This is a genomic window from Leyella stercorea (assembly GCF_021531655.1).
This window is the reverse complement of record NZ_JADYUF010000025.1, coordinates 26,096-50,879: the sequence shown is the minus strand read 5'-3', so window position 1 is coordinate 50,879 and position 24,784 is coordinate 26,096. Positions and strand designations below refer to the sequence as shown.

The following is a 24,784-nucleotide window of genomic DNA, read 5'->3' as shown; positions in this document are numbered from 1 at the left end:
ACCCAGGGTGTTGCCCTGGGCTATGAGCTTCTGCCCCTTCGGGGCGTACTGCTGTGACTTTTGACACGCCCTCGTCGTTACACCGTTTGTGTTGATATAGCATTTCATTCTTTCTCGCTCCGTTGTTCCTTCGTTCGTTATTCGTTCATCCTCCGTAGTGAACTCGATCTGCCTCCGTAGTGAACTCGATCTGCCTACGTTAACGAAGCGAAGGCATAACGGAGGCATAACGGAGATTTAACGAAGGTATAACGAAGGTATAACGAAGACTTAACGAAGACTTAACGAATAATTTAATCACTCCAAATTCCGGATAAACCTTTTTATATACCAAATATTCTCTTAACAGTAGCATTTGTAGTATCAGCCACACATTGCAAATCGACCCCATAGCACTCAGCAAGTTTCTGTAATACATATGCTACATAAGCGCTTTCGTTGCGCTTGCCACGCATAGGCACAGGTGCCATATACGGCGAGTCGGTTTCGAGAACAATACGGTTGAGTGGCACCACACTGGGCAACACTTCAGGCAGATGGCTCTTCTTGAATGTCAGCACGCCACCAATGCCAAGAACAAAACGTTCAAACTGCAGCAGTTCTTCAGCCTCGTGCTCATTGCCTGTGAAGCAATGGAACACTCCTCCTGGCAATTCGTCGGCATAATGACGCAACATACTCACCATCTCGTTCTGCCCCTTACGACAATGAATCATAAGCGGCAGACGAGTCTCTATCGACCATTGCACCTGACGCTCAAAAGCCATAAGTTGCTCTTTCTCAAACTCACGCGACCAATAGTAATCAATTCCCACTTCGCCAACTGCGATGAAAGGATGGCCAGGCTTCAGGCGCTTGTACATTTCATCGAGAACGCTGCTCCAGTCGGCCCTCACCTCCTCGGGATGCAATCCTATCATTGGATAGGCGTAACCGGGAAACTGATTGCACGTTTCTACCACAGTATCCACCGACTTAAGGTCAATAGCCGGCACAAACACCTTGCTAACTCCAGCCTCACGAGCCCTGTCGACAACCTCATGCAGGTCGGCTGCAAATTCCTCGCCATCGAGATGTGTGTGTGTGTCTATGAAATTCATATCTTGTTTTCTCCTTTACGATAATAATATATCAAGCCATATTTGCGACATTCGTCGTAGCGTATCTCTGGTGGCAAATCGGCAAAGTGAGCCTCCACCGTATTCCAAATATCCACTGTCAGCACATCGACCTGTGCACGCATAGCCTTCAACTGGGCGAGTGCACGGTCGGCCTTATCATTCAATATGCGCTGTTGCTTATAAATGTCGGCAAAAATATCGAAATGCGTTGCCACCATACCGATGGTTGGATTGTAAATGGGCCGGCCACCGGCAGCTATGCGTTTTTTCTCGCCTTCTATAATCATTGGAGCTATTTTACAGGCATCATCCACTATGTGCAGCTGACGCAAAGTCTCCTCCGGATCATCAATGGCATAGAATTCGCTGAGTGCCGAACCCTTTATTTCACCACGCTCTACGCTCATCAGCAACACACGCACAAAGTGCTGCAAATACATCATCATATGCTTCTGCGGTTTTGCCACACGCTTATAATTGCGCATTTGGGCTTCATAACACAACAGAAACTGTTTGCTCAACGTCTTCAGCTGGTCATGCAAATTCTTTGCCTTAGCGATTACGTCCATGCTGATAAACCTTGTCTTGGCAGCATAAACATCATTATTGTCAAGCAATTCTCCGAGCGAGCGCAGGCGAGCAGTATCTGTCTTTGGAAATCTACGGTAGGGCACGTTTAATGATTAATTAGTAATGATTGATTAGTGATTGGATGAAACACAGAAATTAATACTTGCGCTTCATCATACGCTGTGCATAAGCTGCCAGTTCTACCTTGCGGTCGTCCGAAACACTCACGGCATCAAGATACTTTCGACTTTCGCCGAAGTATTGTGCTATCTTGTCCTGTGCCAAACGGTCTACGCCTATCTCGTTGTACAACTTTGTCACGGCAGCAATCTTCTCCTCACGGTCGAATGTTTCGGCATTCACCCAGCGCTCCAGTTCAGCACGCTGCTGTGCGTTGGCACGATTGAAGGCATTGATAAGCATGTAGGTCTTCTTGTTCGACATGATGTCTCCACCAATTGCCTTACCGAAAACCTTGGGGTCGCCATAAACGTCAAGATAGTCGTCCTGCAACTGGAAAGCAAGACCTATGCGCTCACCAAACTTATAAAGATTCTCGGCATCTTCCTCAGACGCTCCAGCCAGCACAGCACCTATCTTGAGCGCACAAGCAAGCAGTACGCTCGTCTTTAGTCGTATCATCTCTATGTATTCGTCTTCGGCTACATCGTTGCGATGCTCAAAGTCCATATCGTACTGCTGACCCTCGCCTATCTGCAGAGCTGTCTCGGTGAATATGCCAAGCACCTGTGCCAAGTGAGCCTTGTCACATTGCGCCATGCGCTGATATGCCAGTACAAGCATCGAGTCGCCCGAAAGGATGGCTGTATTGGCATTCCACTTGCAATGTACTGTCTGATGGCCACGACGTATGGAAGCGTTGTCCATAAGGTCGTCGTGCAGCAATGTATAGTTGTGATAGGTCTCAAGAGCGCAAGCCGGCATCAGGATGCTTTCGGGATTGTCTTTGAACATATTGTAGCCCAAAAGCATCAGTACAGGACGTATACGTTTGCCTCCCATAGAGAGCACATAACGTATTGGTGCGTAAAGCGACTCTGGTTTGCGATCGTAAGCAAGATTGTCGAGAAAATCATTCACTTGCTTCAATATTTCATCAGCTGTCTTCATAATATCTTTTTGAATATCTTAAATTTCTATATAAAAGAATGTATGTTTTTAGTATGTTACAATGCGAACTCAACGGGTATTGCCATCATGGTGCGACATGGTCGATTGTTGGCCACACCGGGCTTCCAGCGCGGCATCATACGCATTACGCGCAGGGCCTCGCGGTCGAGAATGGGATGTGCCGACTTCGAAACCTTCAGGTCGCTTGTAGTTCCGTCGCGATTGACTATGAACGTTACAACCACTCGTCCCTTTATCTTCTGGCTTTGTGCCGAGTAGGGATACTTCAGGTTGTCGGTCAGCCATTTTACGAATGCCGACATACCGCCTGGAAATTCGGGCAACTGCTCTACAATGCGGAAATTGAGCGGATTGTCGCCCATATCTACAGCTATGGGCTGTGGCGTCGTTTTAGTGTCGCCTTCAGCCTTTTCGCCGCCATTACCCTCATCGCCTTCTTCGCTTTCATTGCGACTTTGGGCAATATTGTCAAGTCTATTCACTGGAGTCTTATGGTCGACCACCTTCAGCTGTTGCGTGTCTGGCTTTTTAGGCTTAGCATGGGCAGCAGCAGCCATATCTGTCCGTTCGGGCGAAGGCACGGGAATATACTCGTTCTCCTTAGACACGTCATCCATAAGGCTCGACATGTCAATTTCAGGCTCTGCCAGGGTTCTGTATTCAAGTGCGGCAAGAAACAGCAACAGAGGCATTACGAGTCCCGCTACAAAAAATATAGGACGCCATCTCTCCAAATCAGCACGCCGTGACTTTTTCTGTTCCACTCCTCAATATTATATTGTTGTTTTTATCTTTAATAAGCGGCTGGGGTGAAGCCTCTATTTTGCAAAGTTACACAATGTCTGGCACAAAAAGCAACGAAACATCATAAATTATTCTTTATGCCAACCGCTTTTCCCGTTTTTGCTTGGTTACTATTTTGCCATCTTCTAAAAAATGCTTAATTTTGCAGTCGTTTACAGGAAACTATTGTTTTATATTCAATTCATTTCAACACTAAAATTTTGAGGATGAAGACATTCGATTTCAAACCCCAACTGTTTACGACGCTAAAGTCGTACAACCGTAAGACGTTCATGAGCGACCTCATGGCGGGCATCATTGTGGGCATTGTCGCCCTGCCGCTTGCCATTGCATTTGGTATCGCCTCGGGCGTAACGCCTGAGAAAGGCATCATCACGGCTATCGTTGCCGGATTCATTATCTCGCTGCTCGGCGGCAGCAAAGTACAGATTGGAGGTCCTACTGGTGCTTTCATCATCATCATATACGGCATTATACAGAAATACGGACTTGAAGGTCTTACCATAGCCACTCTCATGGCAGGTGTGTTCCTTATTATGTTCGGAGTGCTTAAGCTTGGCACTATCATCAAGTACATCCCCTACCCTATTGTAGTAGGATTCACCAGCGGTATTGCCGTTACCATCTTCACCACACAGATCAAGGACCTCTTCGGACTTACCATCGACTCCGTACCGTCCGACTTCATCGAGAAATGGGGCTGCTACATCTCGCATTTCTCTACAGCCGACCTGTGGTGCTCGCTCGTGGGCATCGTGAGCGTCATAATCATAGCCATCACCCCAAAATTCAGCAAGAAGATACCTGGCTCGCTCGTTGCCATCATCATCATGACCATCGCAGCCTTGATACTCAAGACTTACTTTGGCGTCAGCACCATCGAGACCATCGGCGACCGCTTCAGCGTGAGCAACGATATCCCGGATATGCAGGTTCCGGCAATGACATGGGAAACCATCAAGAGTCTTGTAGCTCCGGCGCTCACCATTGCTGTGCTCGGTGCCATCGAGTCGCTGCTCTCTGCCACAGTAGCAGATGGTGTCATAGGCGACCACCACAACTCCAACACAGAGCTTATAGCACAAGGTGTAGCCAACCTTGCTTCGCCTCTCTTCGGCGGTATTCCTGCCACAGGAGCCATAGCCCGTACAATGACCAACATCAACAACGGCGGACGCACACCTATCGCAGGCATCATCCACGCCATCGTTTTGTTGCTTATCTTCCTCTTCCTCATGCCGCTTGCCAAGTACATCCCTATGGCATGTCTTGCCGGTGTGCTCGTAATCGTATCGTACGGAATGTGCGGATGGCGCTCGTTCGTAGCGCTGATGAAGAACCCTAAGAGCGACGTCACCGTGCTGCTCATCACCTTCTTCCTCACCATCATCTTCGACCTTACAGTTGCCATTGAGGTGGGACTCATCATCGCCTGCCTGCTCTTCATGAAGCGCATGTCGGAGACTACAGACGTGAAGGTAATCATGGACGAAATCAACGAGGAGTCAGACATCGTCAAAGGTAATCTTGAGCACCTTACAATACCACAGGGCGTTGAGGTGTACGAAATCAACGGTCCTTACTTCTTCGGTGCCGGCAACAAGTTTGAGGAGATTATGGCCACATTCGGCGACCGTCCGAAGGTACGTATCATCCGTATGCGTAAGGTACCATTCGTCGACTCAACAGGTATTCACAACCTCACCAACCTCTGCCTTATGAGCAAGAACGAGGGCATTCAGATTGTGCTGTCGGGAGTAAGTCCTAAGGTACACAGCCAGCTCGAAAAGGCCAAGTTCTACGACCTTATCGGCGAGGACAACATCTGCAGCCACATCAACCTGGCACTTGAACGTGCTAAGGAAATCATAAAATGATGATGATAAAACGAGACAATAAAATGAGGTATTTATCGTTTATTTACTAACTTTGCACCATATTATATAAACGATGAAAAGATTTTTAACCGCATTTTATATACTTACATTCGCCAGCATCGCCACAATGTGCGCTCAGGAAAGCCAGACGCTATATAATTTTCTGCGCCTTCCGGTTAGTGCGCACGCTGCGGCGCTGGGCGGCGACAACACTTCGCTTATCGAGGACGACGCTTCGCTGACTTTTCACAACCCTGCCTTGCTGTCGTCGGTAAGCGACAAGACCATCGGATTCAACTTCATGACTTATATGTCGGGCTCGATGGCAGCAAGCGCATCATTCAACCGCAATGTCGGCGAGAAAATATCATGGGCCGTAAGTGGACAGTTTATCAATTACGGCACAATGCGACAGACCGATGCCGACAATCAGCAGACGGGCGAATTTTCAGCCAAGGACATCGCCGTGAGCGGACATTTCTCTTATATGCTCGGCAGTCGCATTGCTGGCGGTATTGCTGCCCGATTCATCACTTCGTACATAGGCAGCTACAACTCACTGGCTATGGGTGTCGACCTTGGTCTCAACTATTACGACCCCGATACCGAATGGTCTGTGTCGGCTGTGGCACGCAACCTCGGTGGACAGCTCAAGGCTTACGACGACGACTTTGAAAGTATGCCTATCGACCTGCAGGTCGGCGCAAGCAAGAAATTTGAAAATATGCCCTTCCGTCTATCCGCCACATTGGTAGGCCTTAACCATTGGAACTATAGCTTCGTCAACCACCTTGTATTAGGTGTCGACGCTGTCATCTCGGAGTCGATATGGATTGGTGGCGGCTACAACTTCCGACGGGCTCATGACATGAAGATTGAGTCGGCTGACGGCAAGAGTTCGCATGGCGCTGGTCTGTCGTTCGGTGCCGGACTGAATCTCAGCCGCATCAAGATAAACCTGGCATATGGCAAATACCACGTTTCGAGCTCGTCGATAGTGGTGAATGCGGCATTCAACCTTTGAAAGGTAAAAAGGTAAAAGGGTAAAAAGAGAATTATATAAGACTATATACTGAAATGAAGAAAATTGTGATAGCCATTGACGGATACTCGTCGTGCGGAAAAAGCACTATGGCAAAAGACTTGGCCCGCGAGGTGGGCTATATCTACGTTGACACGGGCGCTATGTATCGTGCCGTGACGCTGTTTGCAATGCGCAACAATCTCTTTGACGGCAAGGGCAATGTTGAAGCCGAACGTCTGGAGCAACTTCTGCCACAGGTGCAGATTTCGTTTAAACTGAATGCTGAGACCGGTCGTCCTGAAGCTTGTCTCAACGGTGAGGTAGTGGAAAACCAAATACGCTCGCTCGAGGTGTCACAGCACGTAAGTCCTGTAGCAGCCCTGCCATTCGTACGCGCCAAACTGGTGGAGCAACAGCAGGCTATGGGACGCGATAAAGGCATCGTAATGGACGGACGCGACATCGGAACAGTTGTATTCCCCGATGCCGAACTGAAGATTTTTGTTACTGCCACAGCCGAGATACGTGCTATGCGCCGATACAAGGAACTGCAGGCAAAGGGGATGCCAGCCGACTTCGACGACATACTCAAGAACGTAGAGGAGCGTGACTATATCGATACCCATCGCGCCACTTCACCACTGCGCCAGGCTGACGATGCCCTGTTGCTCGACAACAGCAATCTGACCATTGCCGAACAGAAGCAGTGGCTTATGAAGATGTTTGAAGAAAGAACCAAATAAACAAGTTTGAAGACTAGAACCAAACGAACAATGGAAAAGCTACAAAACGAATATTTGACAGTTGAAGTATCCGACCTTGGTGCCGAACTTCAGAGCATCAAGGATGCTGACGAAAAGGAATATCTTTGGCAGGGCGACGACAAGTATTGGGGCAGACGCTCGCCAATACTCTTCCCTATAGTATGCGGACTGTGGAAAGGCACCTATCGCACCGATGGCGAGACTTACCAGTTGGGCCGTCACGGATTTGCACGCGACATGAACTTCAAGGTTCTGCGACAAACCGACCACAGCGTCACCTATGTACTGCACGAGACCGAGAACACACTGCGCCAATATCCCTACCGCTTCATGCTCTCTGTCACCTACAAGCTGGTGGACAATGAGGTACACGTAATATGGCATGTACACAATACTGACACCCGTGAGATGCACTTCCAGATTGGCGCACATCCTGCTTTCAATCTGCCTGGTATCAGCGAGGGCGAACCTATCAAGGGCGTGCTGCGCTTCGACAACACCGACGAGATTGACCGCATCTACGGCAACCACGAAGGCTGCATCACCGACGACCGCTATCCGTTGCCGACACTCGAAGGCGGACTGCTGCCCTTCAACGAGGAGACATTCAAGGACGATGCCATCGTCATCGACCACTGTCAGCTTCACTCCATCGAGATACTCGACCCGCAGGATGCCCGCCCCGTTGTTACGGTAAAGTTCAACACACCTTGTGTAGGCATATGGACTCCCTACGGCAAGAACGCCCCATTCATCTGCCTCGAACCGTGGTATGGTGTTCACGACCATTATGAGTACAAGGGACAATTCCGCGACAAATATCTCATGAACCATCTGCAGCCCGGAGCTTCGTTCATGAGCGAATATGTCATAAAAATAGGCGAGTAAAACAACCTCTACTCGCCCCTATTTTTATTTATTACACCTTCATGTAGGCGGCACACATCTCGGCACACCGTTCGCCATCGACACCTGCCGACACGATGCCGCCTGCATATCCTGCTCCCTCGCCACACGGAAACAGACCATGTATGCGCACATGCTGCAATGTCTCACGGTCGCGCACAATGCGTACCGGCGATGACGTGCGTGTTTCGGTGGCTATCATCACAGCCTCATTGGTGAGGAATCCGTGACTCATCTTGCCAAACTTCTTGAATCCCTCCTGCAGTCGCTTGCCCACCTGGCGGGGCAGCCAGAAGTGCAACGGCGACGAAATCAGACCTGGCGCATAGCTGCTCTTAGGGAGGTCGTACGAGAGGCGGCCGTTGACGAAGTCGGCCATGCGCTGCGCCGGAGCCGTCTGCTTCATATTGCCCTGCTGCCAGCATGCACGCTCAAGCTGCTCCTGGAAGTGCATCACGCGCAACGGATCATTCTCATCGCCTTCCACATCCTCAGGACGTGTCTCAACTACCATACCCGAATTGCTCCATTGAGTGCCGCGATTGCTCGGACTCATACCGTTCACCACGAGCTGCTCCTTGTCGGTAGCTGCCGGAATGACAAAACCGCCCGGACACATACAGAACGAATAAACCCCACGGTCGGCCACCTGCGTCACAAAGCTGTACTCAGCCGCAGGCAGATATTTTCCTCTACCCTGTTTTGAATGATACTGTATCTGGTCAATCAGTTGCGAGGGATGCTCCAGACGCACACCTACAGCAATGCCCTTAGCCTCTATCTCCACCTTAGCCTCGGCAAGATAGCGATACACGTCGCGTGCCGAATGGCCTGTAGCAAGTATTACCGGTCCGCGATAAACCTCCTCGACACCCGTCAGCAGATTCAGAGCCTCTATACCCACAACTGTGTCATCGTTGATGACAAGACGTGTCATCTTGGTCTGAAAATGCACCTCGCCACCGCATCGTATTATCGTCTCGCGCATATTTTCAATCACCTTCGGCAACTTGTCGGTACCAATGTGTGGATGAGCGTCGGCAAGGATTGAGGTAGACGCACCATGCTGGCAGAAAACATTAAGAATCTTCTCGATATTGCCACGCTTCTTTGAGCGGGTATATAGTTTGCCATCAGAATAGGCTCCTGCCCCACCCTCGCCGAAGCAATAGTTGCTCTCGGGATCTACCTTCTGCGTTTTCTTTATGTTAGCAAGGTCTACCTTGCGGTCGCGCACATTCTTGCCACGTTCCAGCACAATCGGACGCAGACCGAGTTCAATAAGCCTGAGCGAGGCAAACAATCCGCCAGGTCCTTCGCCCACAACAACCACTGCTGGCTTTGAACTTACATCACCATATTCTGTGCTGACATACTCGTCATCCTGTGGCAATTCGTTGATGTAGACTCTTACCGTAAGATTGATGAAAATGGTGCGCTGGCGTGCGTCAATGCTACGCTTCAGAACACGCACGGCATTAATCGTACGGACATCAATGCCCTTGTCCTCTGCCACAAACTGTCGTATATTCTGCTCGCTTGAAGCCACAACGGGCAAAACTCGTATCTGGTATTCCTGTATCATCTTGTGTGTCTGTATCTGTTTTGGGTGAAACGTTTGTTGTTATGATAGTGTGATATTGAAGCTGTCTTTACTGTCTGCCGAGAGAATTTCTACTGTCTGCCGAGAGAATTTCTGCAGCCTCCAGAGATTGCAAATGTCAGTTCTGTATCACGGCTGCAAAGTTAATACATTCCAATCACACTTGCAATAGTTGTCGGGAATGACGTGACCATTTTGTCGGGAAGCAGATAGTGGCACGGTAGTCGATGGTTTAGTCATTTAGTCATTTAGTCATTTAGTCATTTAGTCATTTAGTCAAAATCAAAAAAAGTGCAGTCAGCCCCCTATAGTATAATATATAAATTTATATATTATACTATAGACCCAAAAATGACATTCCCAAAATCGAAAATGACTAAATGACTAAATGACTAAATGACTAACCGCAATAGCAATATATATAGCTAATGTATTGGTACACAATATTTTGCATACACAACACTCATCCGTCCACAAGCCTCATCATCGTCGTATTCGTGCTCTTTCCTTTTCTTCTTCAACATAAATAGAGCCTCAACAGCCAATTTCTGACGGTTTTTCAGAGCAAAATACAGACTGTCAGCAATTGATTTTCGCTTGTTTCTACATCAAACCCTATCAAAAACAAGCATTTCTCAATCGAAATCAAGCCAAAGCGGCACACCAATCACAACGAAGTATAAGTATCGTATAATGTGATTGCAAACTGGAAAAAATGCTTAACATACTGAATACATGGCTATTATCTCTTATTTCTTGTATTATGGTATTGTCTTTGAAAGGCATTAAAACCATGGATTTTTGCCCTGAAAAAGGGCTTTTTATTGAATTTTGAACCCTAAAAGCCAAAAATCTGACCTTTAGAAGCACATTTTCGCATAAAAAGTGAGCTGAAAAAACGTCCTAAATTATGCAAGTCGACGGTGAACAAACCGTTCAGCGTAAATAAGAAAGGGGATCGCGAAATGCTACACCCCCTACAAAAAAAGTGGCAACACCTAAGGCGCTGCCACTTAATTATCTATTCAATAATCAATCACTAAAAACCAGCAATCAATCATTAAACATCAATTTCTATTTTTTTAGATCTGCTCGCTCCAGTCCTCCTGGCTCTTACGAACGTAAGTCTGGTAGCGGAGCTTAGCCATCTTCTCAGCCTGGCTGAAGAGCTCGTCGGCCTCCTTCGGGAATGCCTTCTGTACTGACAGATAACGAACCTCGCCGAGGAGGAAGTCGCGGAAGTCGTCCCACTTAGGAGCCTTAGAGTCGAGAGTGAACGGGTTCTTGCCCTCGTCAGCCAACTGCGGGTTGAAACGCCACAAGTGCCAGTAACCGCAGTCAACAGCGAGCTTCTCCTCGTTCTGTGAGCGACCCATACCGCCCTTGCGCTTCAGACCGTGGTTGATACACGGAGCGTAAGCGATGATGAGTGACGGACCTGGATAAGCCTCTGCCTCGCGGATAGCCTTCAATGTCTGAGCATTGTCAGCACCCATAGCAATCTGAGCTACGTAGACGTAGCCGTATGTTGTCTGCATCAAGCCGAGGTCCTTCTTGCGGATACGCTTGCCCTGAGCAGCAAACTGAGCGATAGCACCGAGCGGAGTTGACTTAGACGACTGACCACCTGTGTTAGAGTAAACCTCAGTATCGAGTACGAGGATGTTTACGTCCTCACCAGAAGCCAATACGTGGTCGAGACCGCCGTAACCGATATCGTAAGAAGCACCGTCGCCACCGATAATCCACTGGCTGCGCTTTACGAGGTAGTGGTCGAGAGTCTTCAATTCAGCGCAAACCGGGCAACCCTTCTCAGCACCAGCGGCGATAAGCGGCTTGAGCTCGGCAGCAGCCTCCTTAGAACCCTCTGAATCGTTCATGTTGGCCATCCACTTATCAGCAGCAGCAACGAACTCTGCAGGAACGTGCTCGTCAGCCTTAGCCTCTTCGAGGAGGTGGCAGATGCGCTCCTTCATCTTCTTGTTGCCGAGTACCATACCAAGACCGAACTCGCAGAAGTCCTCGAACAATGAGTTGTCGAATGCAGGACCCTGACCCTTAGCGTTCTTTGTGTAAGGTGTTGACGGGATAGAAGCTGAGTAGATAGAAGAGCAACCTGTAGCGTTAGCAATCATCTGACGGTCGCCGAAGAGCTGAGAGATGAGCTTAACGTAAGGAGTCTCACCGCAACCAGAGCAAGCGCCTGAGAACTCGAACAGAGGCTGAGCGAACTGAGAGTTCTTGGGGCTCTGCTTGATGTCTACGAGATCCTGCTTAGAGGCTACGTTGTGAACGAGGTACTCCCAGTTCTGTGCTTCCTTCTTCATGTCCTCAGCGTCAACGTTGAACGGAACCATCTTGAGAGCCTTCTCGAGCTCACCTGTCTCCTTGTTCTTCTTGCCCGGGCAAACGTCGGCACAGTTGCCGCAGCCAAGACAGTCGAGTACAGAAGTCTCAATGCGGAAGTGCATGCCCTTCAGAGCAGCCGGAGCCTTGATTTCCTGTGTCTCAAGCCCCTCGATACCAGCAAGCTCCTCGTCGGTAAGAACGAACGGACGGATAGCAGCGTGAGGACAAACGAACGAACACTTGTTACACTGGATACAGTTCTCAACATTCCATACAGGAACGAATGCCTCTACACCACGCTTCTCGAATGCAGAAGTACCGTTCTGCCATGTACCGTCTACTGTGTCGTGCTTAACGAAGTCAGAAACCTTCAGCAAGTCGCCAGCCTGGCCGTTTATAGGACGAACGAGCTCCTTAACGAATGCCGGAGCGTTGTCTTCCTTAACCTCCTCGTCAGCGAGGTTAGCCCATGCCGGGTCAACAGTAAGCTGCTTGTACTCGCCACCACGGTCAACAGCTGCGAAGTTCTTGTCGACAACGTCCTGACCCTTCTTAGAGTAAGACTTAACGATGAATGCCTTCATCTGCTCAACAGCGAGATCCAAAGGAATCACCTCTGTGATACGGAAGAATGCCGACTGGAGGATGGTGTTGGTACGGTTGCCGAGACCAATCTCCTGAGCAATCTTAGTAGCGTTGATATAGTAAACGGTGATGTTGTTCTGAGCGAAGCAACGCTTTACCTTGTTAGGAATGAAGTTAACGAGCTCCTCACCGTCGAAGATGGTGTTCAACAGGAAGTAGCCGTTCTTGCGCAGACCGCGAGTAACGTCATACATGTGGAGGTAAGCCTGAACGTGGCAAGCCACGAAGTTAGGAGTATTTACCTGATATGCACTGTGGATTGGGCTGTCGCCGAAACGCAGGTGTGAGCAAGTGAAGCCACCCGACTTCTTTGAGTCGTATGAGAAGTAAGCCTGGCAGTACTTGTTGGTGTTGTTACCGATAATCTGTACTGAGTTCTTGTTGGCACCTACAGTACCGTCAGCACCGAGTCCGTAGAACTTAGCCTCGAACAGGTCGTCGCCGCCCATCGGAATCTCCTCTTCCTCAGGAAGCGAAGTGAATGTAACGTCGTCAACGATGCCCACTGTGAAGTGGTTCTTAGGCTGCGGAAGCTCAAGGTTCTTGAATACAGCGACAATCTTGGCAGGTGTTGTATCAGAAGAACCCAGACCGTAACGGCCACCAACGATAAGCGGCTTGCGCTCGTCGTCGTAGAGAGCCGACTTAACGTCGAGGTACAGAGGTTCGCCCTCAGCACCCGGCTCCTTAGTACGGTCGAGAACAGCGATGCGCTTAACAGTAGCAGGAAGAGCCTTCTTCAGGAAGTCAACCGAGAACGGACGGTACAGGTGAACAGCCACCATACCAACCTTCTTGCCCTGCTTGTTGAGGTAGTCGATAGCCTCGCGAGCAGGCTCTGTAGCCGAACCCATGAGGATGATTACGTTCTCAGCATCCTCAGCTCCGTAGTAGTTGAAGAGGTGATACTCACGGCCTGTGATCTTGGTCATCTCCTGGCAGTACTTCTCTACTACCTCAGGGATGCGGTCGTAGTACTCGTTGCAAGCCTCACGGTGTGTGAAGAATGTCTCGGGGTTCTCAGCAGTACCGCGTGTTACAGGACGCTCCGGTGTAAGAGCACGGTCGCGGAAACGCTTGATATATTCGGGATTTACCAACGGACGGATGTCTTCCATATCCATCTCCTCGATCTTGTGGTACTCGTGTGAAGTACGGAAGCCGTCGAAGAAGTTGATGAACGGCACAGATGTCTCGAGTGTAGCGAGGTGAGGCACAGCCGAGAGGTCCATAACCTCCTGTACCGAACCAGAGCAGAACATAGCGAAGCCTGTCTGACGGCAAGCCATTACGTCCTGGTGGTCACCGAAGATACACAATGAGTGAGAAGCCAATGTACGTGCCGAAACGTTGAATACGCAAGGCAGCAACTCGCCGGCAACCTTGTACATGTTAGGAATCATCAGCAACAGACCCTGCGATGCAGTGTATGTTGAAGTGAGGGCACCAGCCTGGAGCGATCCGTGGAGGGCGCCGGCAGCACCAGCCTCCGACTCCATTTCCTGGATAGAAACTCGCTGACCGAAGAGGTTCTTGCGACCCTTGGCAGCCCATTCATCTACGTGCTCAGCCATCGGAGATGATGGAGTGATAGGATAGATAGCAGCAACCTCTGTGAACATGTAGCTCACGTGAGCGGCAGCTGTGTTACCATCACATGTGATAAACTTTTTTTCTTTAGCCATTTTGTTGAAAATAAAATGTTAATGTATTTTTGTTTTAGTATAATAATCCGAATAGCCACAGCGGGATATGGTTGTCATAACCAATGCCGTTGGGTGTGTTATACTCGGCGTAGATAGTCTTAGCCGTATTTCGCAACCTTGATGTGCCTGAAGCGTCTACAATGCGGCAACGGCAGTCGTCGTCAACTATGTAGCATGCGTCCTTGCCTGCCTGATGCACTTTGTGGTCTTTCCACAGCGTATTGACAAAGAATGTCTCCATCACCTCCTGAGTGCGCGCCACGATGGGATATATGGCATACAGGAGATTGGGATTGTGCATCATTATCTTGGCGGGTTTCTTAGGAAATTCGTCACCCGGGTTGTAAATCATATTTATGAGTCGTGCATCGGACAGATACTTTATATAGTTCATCACCGTAGCCCGGCTGGTAGAGATGTCGTGTGCCAGATTGCTTATATTGGGTGCTTTCGCCACGTCCAAAGCCAGCAGATAGAACAGCTTCTTGATCTTGGTGAGATATTTCAGCTCAATCTGCTTGATGAGCAGGATGTCCACCTCGGTCATCATATTCATCGTCTTGAGCAGATTCTCCTCAAAGTTCCTGTGCTCAAGAAAGAACGGGTAGAAGCCGTGGTGCAGATAGCTAAGGAAATATTCGGGCACATCGCTACATTCGCCTATTATATTGGTGGCTATGTCCACATGATGTTCAAGAATGTCGTCAAAGCTATAGACAGGCAGACTGCTGCCTGTGAGCAGGTTCAGGAATTCGCGGAATGAGAAACCGCGCAGATTGTAACTATTTACAATACCGTTCAGCTCGGGATTCTCGTCCTTAAGACGCATCACGCTCGAACCGGTGAACACTATCTTAAGCCCCGGACAATTGTCGTAGCACATGCGCAACTCCCTGCTCCAATCGGGCTGCTTGAACACCTGGTCGATGAGCAGCACCTCGCCTCCACGATTGTAGAAATCGGCGGCAAAGTCGGCTATGCCACGTCCCTGGAAATAGAAGTTGTTCATATTGACATACAGACACTTGCGGTCGTCGGCACCAAAGTTCTCCTTGGCATACTGCAGCAGGAAGGTGGTTTTTCCCACACCTCTTGTACCCTTAATGCCAATCAGACGGTCGCTCCAGTCAATTTCGTCCATTAATGCACGTCTGACCGGAGCATCCGTATGCTCAACGAGGTACTTATGTGTATTGAAGAAAGCTTCCATTCCGCTCCGTGTTCTGTTTCTTGTCTGGTTTGTTAAGATTTAATCTATGCAAAGGTAATATTTATTTCTTTATTTGCAAACCCAATATTGCAAAATATGCGTTTTTTATTTTTTTTTACATTCGTTGGACCATATCCGTGGAATATATGGAAAAAATGAAGTAATTTTGCATTCTATGAAACTTCACATATTCAATCCCGAACACGATATCGCTCTGGCTGCCAACCAGTCTCGCTTCACAGCCCCTCATGCCGGACGCCAACTGCGTGCCGACCTTGGTTTTCTGCCTGCGTTGTGGGCAGACGATGGCGACATGGTATTGGTAGACGACGTGGAGGCGGCGCTCGAATGGGTGCGCCACGTGAAGCGCTATGCCCATGACGTGGCGTTCGTCACCCCTGGCGACCTTAAGCACATTTCCGCCGACATGCTCCACGACTTGCTGATTGCGCCGTGGGGATGGGACCGCACCATTAAGGAGCAGCTGCTGCGTGCAGCCCCGTCGCTCGAACCTGTGCTGCCTTCCGACGAGCGTCTTGCCTCTATCCGCGACATGAGCAGCCGCCGTTTTGCCGCCGAGCGACTGCTGCCGTTGCTTCACGATGCCAATCCTGGTGTAGTAGGCGAAAGCCGCTACTGCGCTACTGAGGACGAGGCGCTGCGTGCCATGCAGCAATACGGCCGTAGCGTGGTGAAGTCGCCATGGAGCAGCAGCGGCAGAGGCGTGCGCTATGTGGCACAACCCGCTCCTGACAATCATCTGCTGGGATGGATGCGCGGCGTACTGCGTCAGCAGGGTGGCATTATGATTGAGCCTTTATATAATAAGGTGTACGACTTCGGCATGGAGTTCGTGGCAAATGCCGACGGGACAATCGGCTATCTCGGCCTGTCGCTCTTCGACACTCGCGGCGGAGCATATACAGCCAGCATCTGCGCTACTGAAGCAGACAAACGCGAGATGCTGTCGCGCTATGTCGACATGCAGTTGCTCGACAGCATCTGCATGCAGATACGCCAGACTGTAGCCCCACTTATGAACGGCGTCTATAGCGGTCCGTTCGGCGTAGACATGATGGCTGTGGCACGTTCGGAGGGCGAGGGCTTCTGGCTGCACCCCTGCGTTGAACTTAATCTGCGCCGCACTATGGGACACGTGGCTCTTGCCCTGACTCCTACCATACACGAGCCGCGCCGACTGATGAGCGTCTACTATGCCGACAAATACCGTCTGCGCGTGCAGCTTAACCCGGAAAATCTGCTGAATACGGGGTTGGCATAAAACCCCAAAAGAAGAAAATGAAAAAGAATGTAGCATTGGTACTTTCGAGCGGAGGCGCTCGCGGCTTGGCTCATATCGGAGCCATTGAGGAGTTGGAGCGCAGTGGCTTCAACATTACTTCCATTGCCGGTTGCTCCATGGGATCGCTGATTGGCGGCATGTACGCTGCCGGCAAACTCAGCGAGGTGAAGAAGTGGATGTTAGGGCTGAGCAAGAAGCAAATATTCTCGTTGGTCGACTTCTCCTTCAGCCGCAACCATCTGGTGAAGGGCATCAAGGTAATGGACGCCTTGAAAGAGATTGTGCCCGATGTGAATATCGAAGACCTGCCCATTCCCTATACTGCCGTAGCCACCGACTGGAACAGCGGGCGCGAAATTGTTTTCCGCTCTGGCAGTCTATACGAAGCTATACGCTCCAGCATTTCCATTCCCCTCTTCTTCGATCCTGTCAGAAAGGACGAAATGCTGCTTGTGGACGGTGCGCTGGTTAACGCTCTGCCACTAAACCGGGTGGCAAGAAGCCGTGGCGACCTGCTCGTTGGAGTCAACGTGAATACACACAACTATAAAGAAGAAATGACTCCCAACTACATAAATATGCTTTTGCGCTCCATTGCCATCATGGTCGACCAAAACACCAAACAGCAGGCTCTCATCTCCAAGCCCGACATTGTAGTTGAAGCACAGATGCAGCAATATGGAGAGTTTGACTACGACAAGGCTGCACAAATCACCTTGATAGGCGAACAGGAAATGCACAAAGCGCTGGACGAATACCAGCAAGCACACTCCTCGATTTTCGAGGCAATAAAAAGAATTCTAAGAAAAAGTTATTAATAATAAAGAATAGAAACTAAGGCTAACTACGCAGGCAACGGCGAGGATGCCATAGTCTCCTAAAAACAAAAAACTCCGTGAACATTGGCTTGAAGCCGCTGTTCACGGAGTTTTTTTATTATGTCTACCTAAGACTACTTGATAGGCTCATTCTCAGGATCGTAGATTGAGCGAGTCATTTCCTTGATACTAAGTTCTGCCATAGCAATCCATTTGCTGCCAGAGTAAGCATCCTCAATCTGCAACCAGAGATACTGGAACTCCTCGTCGCTGAAGAAGCCTGGCGAAGTGAACTCAGGAGCTGTGCCACTTGGCAGGACATCGCTTCCGAGCTTGCCAATCTCCCATGCATTAGCGGCTGTAGGAGTATCACCTGCATTGTTGCTGGCGAAGATGGTCATTCTCTTCGGGTTGTCATTGTTGCCGTTGTTACGTCCCTTATACCAGAACGATACGCCCTTTACCTTCTTGCCAAGGTCTACACGGATATAGTGAGGCCATGGTGAAGGCGCACTCCAACTCATGTGGAAGTAAGTGGCATTGTTGCCGTCAACAAGATTGGCGATAGGACCCTCTGAAGACTCCTGGTCGTCAGTCCAAAGCTGTGCGGCTGTAAGGTCGATAGCACCAACCTCAAAGTCCTTGATAACGGCAGGTACTTTACCTGCTGTTGCTGTCTTTGTGAAGAGAGCCTTCTCGCCGCCGTCTCTGCTGACTGCTGTGAACGTATAGGTCAAATCGCCATATTTGGCATACAGACCATCAATCATAATTGAGTCGGCATAGGTGCTGGCATTGAGCACACGATGACCCTTAACAGGGTCGTCGTATGCTACCTTGATATAATAAAAGTCTGCGTTCTCTGGAGTGGTCCAGTGGAACACCACTTTGCCCGGCTGCTTGCTGTCAACGGTGACAGTCGACTCGTCGATATTCACCCTCGGTGTTGTCTTGTCGTCATCAGAGCATGATGCTACGGTGCCAACAAGAGCTACAGCCATAAGCATTTTTATAATTGTCTTTTTCATCATTGTGTCTTTTTTATTTTACAATGCTTTTTTTTATTAATAACCAGGAGTCTGCACTACATGGTCGTTACGGTTGATGTCGGCTGACGGGATTGGCAACAGGTAGTTCATCGGTGCCTGGAACTTACGCTCGAACACAACCTCCTTAATGCTACAGAAATCGTTGATATCCTCAGCGTCAATGTTCATACCCTTAGCCTTTACGTTGAAGTAAGTCTCAGCGAGCAGCCAACGGCGCATATCCCAGAAGTTCTGGTTCTCGAGATAGAATTCGTTCATACGCTCGTTGCGTACGATATCGCGCAAGCCTTCCTTGGTAGTAGCCTTTGAAGGATCCTTGCCAAACTCTTCCCAAGCTTCCTTTACACCAGGCAGACCGGCACGTGTGCGCACCTTATCAAGGTAAATACGTGCAGTCTGAAGGTCACCAGTCTCTACAAGACACTCAGCATAGCCTAAGTAAAGGTCAGCCAGACGGATGAGCGGCCAAGGAGTGTTGGTATAGTCATAACCGTTCTTGGTCTTTACGAGGTCTGGGTTGACAAACTTCTTGTTGAGGTAGCCAGTCGGCGAATAGTTACTATTACGCTTAGAGTTAGCATCAACACCACGACTACAGTTGCCTCCAATTACAAAGTCGCAAACAAGACGACCATGAGTATTGTCGGAAGTGAGATTGTAGTTAGGATCGTCCTTATAAGCACCGTTGTTTGCGGCACTCAGAATTTCGTAGTAACCATCCTGGAAAGCAATCCATGCATAGTAACGTGGCTCGCGATCGAGATTGAACTTCGGAGTCTTGCGTCCCGGATAAGCCTCACCCTCGTGTGCCTCGTCTACTTCAACCGGCTCCCAACGATCGGCGTAGTCGAATGTCTTGTCCTGATCGATAGGCAGACCGTTCTTGGTGTAGAAACGGCTAAGCATAGCTACAGTAGGAGCAACGCCGTTCCAAGCACCGTCGCCACCATAGATATATGGCTCACTCTTGTTCTGGATGCCGTAGTAACCCTCGCCACGTGAGTCAGCCCAGATAACTTCAGGGTTGGCACCAGCACGCTCATCCTCTGCAGAATAGTCGGTGATGGTGTAGCGCAAAGCACGTACATGCGGGTCGGCAGGATAGCCGTTCTTGTTGAGCTTGCAGTCGCCACGGTCGTAGAGATGATAGCCTGCAGACTCAGCAGCAGCGATAGCCTCCTTGAATGCATCGGCTGCCCTCTGCCACTTGGCGGCATCGTAAGTAAGCGGCATAAGCGCATTGCCGTTCTTGTCCTTGAAGTTAGAGTAGAACTCGCTGTTGCCGTTGAACAATGGCGAAGCTGCATAGAGCAGCATCTTAGCCTTCATAGCCTTGGCAGCTACGCTTGTGGCAAGACCAAATTCGTTGGCCTGTGCACCGGTACGTGTAGCAGGCAGACCCTTGGCAGCCTCGTCAAACTTCTCGCAAATGAAATTTACGCAGTCGTCGTAAGGTTCCTGTCCCTGATAGTTCTCAGGCAGAAGCATCGGGTCGGGTGTCTGGTGTACTACGATGATCGGACCATAGCAGCGAGATAGCAGGAAGTGATAATATCCGATAAGGAATGTCACCTGTGCCTTGTAGTCGTTGCGGTCTTTATCTTCGAGTCCCTTAAAGTTGCCACCCTTATTGAGCTCGTCCTGGAACATGTAGCACTGGCGGATGCCCTGATACATAGTGTTCCAGTAGCTTATCACAGGGTTTGAAGCAGAGTAGTTGCCCTTAGGGAATGAGGCAAATTGCTCATGCTCAAAAGCCGTAACCACCTCATCACCGGTAAGGAAGTCGAGCGACGATGCTCCGGCGTTGGGTGTAGGCAAGAATCCGTAGCAAGAGTACAGATAGTTGAGAGCTGCCTGACGGTCCTTGGCGATATCGGCACCAGTTGTTGTCTCGTCGGGGATAACGTTGAGGTAGTCGCACGATGTCATCGTGAGTCCCGCAGCGAGCAAGCAGCCTATTATTGCTTTATTTAGAATTTTCATATTGTTTATTAGTTAATTGTGAGTTGAACACCTACGTTAAGAGTCATCTGTGTCGGATACTTGGTGGTGTAGTTGCCACCGCCCATCTCAGGATCCCACTCCTTAAACGGTGAGAATGTGAGCAGGTTGGTACCGTTGACGTAGAATCGCATATTCTTGAGCGAGTAGCCGATTTCGGCGTTCTTGAGCTTGAGGAAACGACCGTTGCGCAACCAGTAGCTTGAATTCTGTGTATTGTGCGAGTTGTCGTTCTCGGTCAGACGCGGATACTTGGCATTCGGGTTCTGATTGTCAGGACTCCAGTGGTCTTTGTCGATAAACTCGAGCACGCCACGGCGGTAAGAGTTGCCGAACGGTGCGATGTTGCTGAGCATAAGAGCCACGTTGCCACGGCCCTGGAAGAATACTGAGAAGTCCCAGTTCTTGTAGCCTATCGACGGGCCGAAGCCGTAGATAATCTTAGGTACGCTTACACCCAATGGCACCTGGTCGTCGGCAGTGATACGTCCGTCGTACTTGCCTTCGCGGTCAGGTTGGTCAACATACTTGATGTCACCAGGAGCGATGGCGATGTTGCCGAGAGTTGATGTCGGGTTGTTGGCGATATCAGCCTTGTCGATGTATAGGCCATTGGCTACGTAACCCCATACGGTGTTAACGTTCTTGCCCTGGCTCTTCATTGCCGGACGCTTGCCCGGAGCCTCATCGTATACAGATATGTGGTTGTTGTTGTAGGTGAATGTGCCCTGGAACTGGATTGAGAGATCCTGATTGATACGCTTGCTGTAGTTTACAGCCATATCAAAGCCCTGGTTCACTACCTCAGCAAGGTTACCATAAATCTTGGTGTCGGCTGTTCCTAAGTAGTTAGGAATAGAGAGCTTCTGCTGGAAGATGTTAGAACGGCGCTCGCGGAACCAGTCGAAAGTGATGTCGAGAGCGTTGAAGAGCTGCATATCGAAACCGAGGTCGAGTTTGTGGCCAACCTCCCACGATACGTTCTCATTGCGCAGACGGTTCCATCCCGGACCAGAATAAGTAACGTAGTTGCCTGGCAAACCTGTTGTGAACGAGCCTTTGCCTGTGAGCGAAACGTCCTCACGATAGATGAAGCGCTCATAGCCATACTGGTCGTTACCTACAAGACCGTATGTGCCACGAATCTTGAAGTTAGAGATAACGCTCTTAACCGGCTCCCAGAACTTCTCCTCGCTAATGTTGTAGCCCAAACCTACCGATGGGAAGAAGCCCCATTGATGGCCCTTGGCAAACTGTTCCGAACCGTTGTAACCGGCGTTGAATTCGATGAGATAGCGGTGCTTGTAGTCGTATGTGGCACGTGCTGCGAAACCAATCTTACGCTGTGGCAGAGATGCGAGCACATCGGTTGTATACATGTTAGAACTGTACTGGTTGATGTTCCAAAGGAGCATACCCGTAACGGTATGGTCGCCGAACGAGCGGTTATAGTCGAAGTATGCCTGAGCATAGTAGCGACGGTCGCCGGCGTTCTGACCAGAGTTGCTAAGCACTGGCTTAGACGGATCGCCCTTAGGAGACTGCACGTATGAGAATGTGCCGTCCTCGTTCTGAGTATAGTTCTTAAGCTCGTAGTGGTTGAAGTTGAGCGAACGGAAAGTAGTACTCTTCGACCAGTTCTTGAATGAGAACATCAAGTGAAATCCGAGTCCCTTAGTGATGAAGTCAAGTTTCTGGTCAAAGTTCAAGTTAGCAGTAATGGTACTTGCAAACGAGTCCTGATAGCCGCTAACAAGACGTGCCATCGGGTTGAAGTTACCACCATTGGCAAGCTGACGATAGCCCCAGTGTACCCACTCGTCACCCTCGTTGTCGTACTTGATAGGGAAGAGTACCGGGTTGGCGTTCATCATCTGATTGTAGAGGTCGTTCAGAGAACCTGAGATATCGTTGTTACCAGCGAGCGGACCGTGCATATTGTCGAGACCTGCATACAAGTGGAGCGAAATCTTCGACGACTTAGACATGTTGAAGTCGATGTTGTTCTGGAACGCATAGCGCATGTAGTCGATGTTGTTGTTGAAAGAGTAAAACTCCTTACTGCGATTGCGCAACATACCTGTCTCATGGCTCACGTTGAGGTTCATGAAGTACACAATCTTGCTTGTACCACCACGAACGTTCATATTTGCCTTCTGGTTGTAAGAAGCATTCTTGAACATCTCCTTATACCAGTTAACGTCAGGGAAAATCTCGCCGTTGACGTGATTGCGAGTATTGGCAATCTGCTCGGCGGTGTAGAGTGTAGAACCTGTACCCTGGCTTGTCACAGCCTCGTTGTACAGCTCCATGAAGCGGGCACCGTCAACAAACTTAGGCTTAGATGTAGGCATTGTGACGTTGGCCTCAACACGGAATGATATCTTCGGACGGTCGAGGTCCTGACCACTCTTGGTGGTGATGATGAGCACACCGTTGGCACCACGCGAACCGTACATGGCTGTGGCAGATGCGTCCTTAAGAATTGAGAAGCTCTCGATTACGTCCGGATCGAGGTGGTTGAGGTCGTCTTGCGAAATCTCCATACCGTCCATAACGATAAGCGGCGACTTGGCACCACTGATGGTGGCGATACCACGGATGTAAAAGTCAGAACCATTGGCACCAGGCTGACCGCTACTCTGTGTAGCAATGACACCCGACAGACGGCCGGCGAACGATGAAGAAATACTTGCCGAAGGCACGCGCAGACTCTCAGGCTTAACCTGCTGTACCGAACCTACCACAGTCTCCTTTTTCTGTGTGGCACCGAAAGCCGTTACCACAACGTCGCCAAGCTGCTTGGCGTCTTCCTTAAGAGTAATCGAGAAGATGGTCTTACCCTTCATAGGTACCTCCTGCGACTGATAGCCGAGGTATGATACGACGAGTACGTCCTTAGTGTTTGATACGGTTAGTGTAAATTTACCGTCAGCGTCAGTCACTGCGCCCACCTTGGGGTTGCTCTTCAAAACAACGGATGCACCAATTACGGTTTCACCGTTTTCGTCAACCACCTGACCGGTTACCTTCTGATGTTTTGCCTGCTGGTTGGTAAATGTAACAGACTCGGTCTTAGGCTTCAGCAAACTTGCGGCATCAGCGGCATGGCTGCCAATGGTCTTGTCAGCAGCAAAGGAAGATAAAGGCAACAAGAATGCTGCACCTATTACCCCCCCCATGCCGATTTTTTGTTTGTTTTGCATAAAATAGTATGTTAAATGTAATATGAATTTTACACCCATCGCTGGATGCGTTGATTGTTGTTTGCAGTTTATATTGTTGTTTGCGGTTTTTATTTTGATTAGAGATTATTTTTTAATGGTTTATCTAAATTGTTATAGTTTTGAGTCGAAAAGGCGTTGTGCGTCACATAGACGTTGTACGTCGTCAAGACATCACCAATATATTTTTGTGCAAAGTTATATATTTTTTGATAAAAAAAATACTCATTTTACGGGAAAATTATCAAAAAAACTAAGTTTTGTGCAAACAAATACAAAAAGTGCATAATATACAGACATTATACAGGCTGAAGAAAAACAAAAAAAGAAGCGTACCAAGACTAAAACGACATGTCTTGATACTCTTCCTTGATTCTGCTTATTTATTGATTTAATAAGACTTCATGCATACTTCGCACCACATAAAACAGACAAACTCCCACTCCGATTATTCTCAATGGACTTATCTGATGTTCCTTTTTGTAGTCCTTATATATATCATAGCACAGTATAGACGCGACATATATAGAACCTAATAGCAAAATCCAATTTACCATTCGGCAAAAATATTAAAATAGGAGGTATTTTTATAATGTCATGCTTGCTCGGCACCATATTAAAAAGCCTCTATTGAGTTGCAATAAAGGCTTAAATG

At 49.1% G+C, this 24,784-nt stretch carries 16 protein-coding genes; 6 read left to right on the top strand and 10 right to left on the bottom strand.

What is annotated here, in order from left to right:
- Positions 1 to 323: 323 nt before the first annotated feature.
- From I6E49_RS08660 to I6E49_RS14645, 4 genes are read right to left on the bottom strand one after another with little or no spacing between them, the layout of a single operon-like run.
- The gene (locus tag I6E49_RS08660) at positions 324 to 1,100 is read right to left on the bottom strand and encodes a TatD family hydrolase (RefSeq protein WP_235401841.1); all 777 of its coding nucleotides are present in this window, start codon (positions 1,098 to 1,100) and stop codon (positions 324 to 326) included.
- Positions 1,097 to 1,795 (bottom strand): hypothetical protein, encoded by a 699-nt coding sequence (locus I6E49_RS08655; RefSeq protein ID WP_235401839.1) that lies wholly within the window; start codon positions 1,793 to 1,795, stop codon positions 1,097 to 1,099. Before I6E49_RS08655 ends, I6E49_RS08660 begins: the two co-directional genes overlap by 4 nt.
- Before the next feature lie 52 nt (positions 1,796 to 1,847).
- Positions 1,848 to 2,822 carry a polyprenyl synthetase family protein gene (locus tag I6E49_RS08650; RefSeq protein ID WP_235401837.1) on the bottom strand — a complete coding sequence of 325 codons (975 nt, stop codon included), beginning with the start codon at positions 2,820 to 2,822 and terminating at the stop codon, positions 1,848 to 1,850.
- A gap of 56 nt (positions 2,823 to 2,878) precedes the next feature.
- Positions 2,879 to 3,607: an energy transducer TonB gene (locus I6E49_RS14645; protein WP_235401836.1), complete on the bottom strand. Its 729-nt coding sequence runs from the start codon at positions 3,605 to 3,607 to the stop codon at positions 2,879 to 2,881.
- Between the two features lie 246 nt (positions 3,608 to 3,853).
- Here I6E49_RS14645 and I6E49_RS08640 point away from each other — a divergent pair, with 246 nt between their 5' ends.
- The 4 genes from I6E49_RS08640 to I6E49_RS08625 all read left to right on the top strand — a co-directional run bounded on the left by I6E49_RS08640 (position 3,854) and on the right by I6E49_RS08625 (position 8,200).
- Positions 3,854 to 5,524, top strand: coding sequence for a SulP family inorganic anion transporter (locus I6E49_RS08640; RefSeq protein WP_235401834.1), 1,671 nt, complete (start codon positions 3,854 to 3,856; stop codon positions 5,522 to 5,524).
- Positions 5,525 to 5,597: 73 nt separating this feature from the next.
- Complete coding sequence (gene porQ / locus I6E49_RS08635) at positions 5,598 to 6,548, top strand: type IX secretion system protein PorQ (protein WP_235401832.1); 951 nt, start codon at positions 5,598 to 5,600, stop codon at positions 6,546 to 6,548.
- 53 nt (positions 6,549 to 6,601) lie between these two features.
- Positions 6,602 to 7,291, top strand: a complete 690-nt coding sequence (gene cmk / locus I6E49_RS08630) for a (d)CMP kinase (protein ID WP_235401830.1) — start codon at positions 6,602 to 6,604, stop codon at positions 7,289 to 7,291.
- A gap of 30 nt (positions 7,292 to 7,321) precedes the next feature.
- On the top strand, positions 7,322 to 8,200 hold the full coding sequence (locus I6E49_RS08625; RefSeq protein ID WP_235401828.1) for an aldose 1-epimerase family protein: 879 nt from the start codon (positions 7,322 to 7,324) through the stop codon (positions 8,198 to 8,200).
- Positions 8,201 to 8,231: 31 nt separating this feature from the next.
- Here the strand turns inward: I6E49_RS08625 and I6E49_RS08620 are convergent, their stop codons facing one another.
- The 3 genes from I6E49_RS08620 to I6E49_RS08610 all read right to left on the bottom strand — a co-directional run bounded on the left by I6E49_RS08620 (position 8,232) and on the right by I6E49_RS08610 (position 15,731).
- Positions 8,232 to 9,803 (bottom strand): NAD(P)/FAD-dependent oxidoreductase, encoded by a 1,572-nt coding sequence (locus I6E49_RS08620; RefSeq protein WP_235401826.1) that lies wholly within the window; start codon positions 9,801 to 9,803, stop codon positions 8,232 to 8,234.
- Positions 9,804 to 10,903: 1,100 nt separating this feature from the next.
- Positions 10,904 to 14,500 carry a pyruvate:ferredoxin (flavodoxin) oxidoreductase gene (gene nifJ, locus I6E49_RS08615; RefSeq protein ID WP_235401824.1) on the bottom strand — a complete coding sequence of 1,199 codons (3,597 nt, stop codon included), beginning with the start codon at positions 14,498 to 14,500 and terminating at the stop codon, positions 10,904 to 10,906.
- A 34-nt stretch (positions 14,501 to 14,534) separates the two neighbouring features.
- Positions 14,535 to 15,731 carry an ATP-binding protein gene (locus I6E49_RS08610; RefSeq protein WP_235401822.1) on the bottom strand — a complete coding sequence of 399 codons (1,197 nt, stop codon included), beginning with the start codon at positions 15,729 to 15,731 and terminating at the stop codon, positions 14,535 to 14,537.
- 175 nt (positions 15,732 to 15,906) lie between these two features.
- On the opposite strand from I6E49_RS08610, the gene I6E49_RS08605 reads away from it, so the two are divergent.
- Together I6E49_RS08605 and I6E49_RS08600 are read left to right on the top strand one after the other, a co-directional pair.
- Positions 15,907 to 17,013, top strand: coding sequence for a hypothetical protein (locus tag I6E49_RS08605; protein ID WP_235401820.1), 1,107 nt, complete (start codon positions 15,907 to 15,909; stop codon positions 17,011 to 17,013).
- A 17-nt stretch (positions 17,014 to 17,030) separates the two neighbouring features.
- Complete coding sequence (locus I6E49_RS08600) at positions 17,031 to 17,852, top strand: patatin-like phospholipase family protein (RefSeq protein WP_235401818.1); 822 nt, start codon at positions 17,031 to 17,033, stop codon at positions 17,850 to 17,852.
- 134 nt (positions 17,853 to 17,986) lie between these two features.
- On the opposite strand, the gene I6E49_RS08595 is transcribed toward I6E49_RS08600, so the two are convergent.
- From I6E49_RS08595 to I6E49_RS08585, 3 genes are read right to left on the bottom strand one after another with little or no spacing between them, the layout of a single operon-like run.
- Entirely contained in the window at positions 17,987 to 18,883 is an 897-nt protein-coding gene (locus tag I6E49_RS08595) for a discoidin domain-containing protein (RefSeq protein WP_235401816.1), read from the bottom strand.
- A 33-nt stretch (positions 18,884 to 18,916) separates the two neighbouring features.
- Positions 18,917 to 20,887 carry a RagB/SusD family nutrient uptake outer membrane protein gene (locus I6E49_RS08590; RefSeq protein WP_235401814.1) on the bottom strand — a complete coding sequence of 657 codons (1,971 nt, stop codon included), beginning with the start codon at positions 20,885 to 20,887 and terminating at the stop codon, positions 18,917 to 18,919.
- A gap of 8 nt (positions 20,888 to 20,895) precedes the next feature.
- The gene (locus I6E49_RS08585; RefSeq protein WP_235401812.1) at positions 20,896 to 24,111 is read right to left on the bottom strand and encodes a SusC/RagA family TonB-linked outer membrane protein; all 3,216 of its coding nucleotides are present in this window, start codon (positions 24,109 to 24,111) and stop codon (positions 20,896 to 20,898) included.
- Positions 24,112 to 24,784 lie beyond the last annotated feature (673 nt).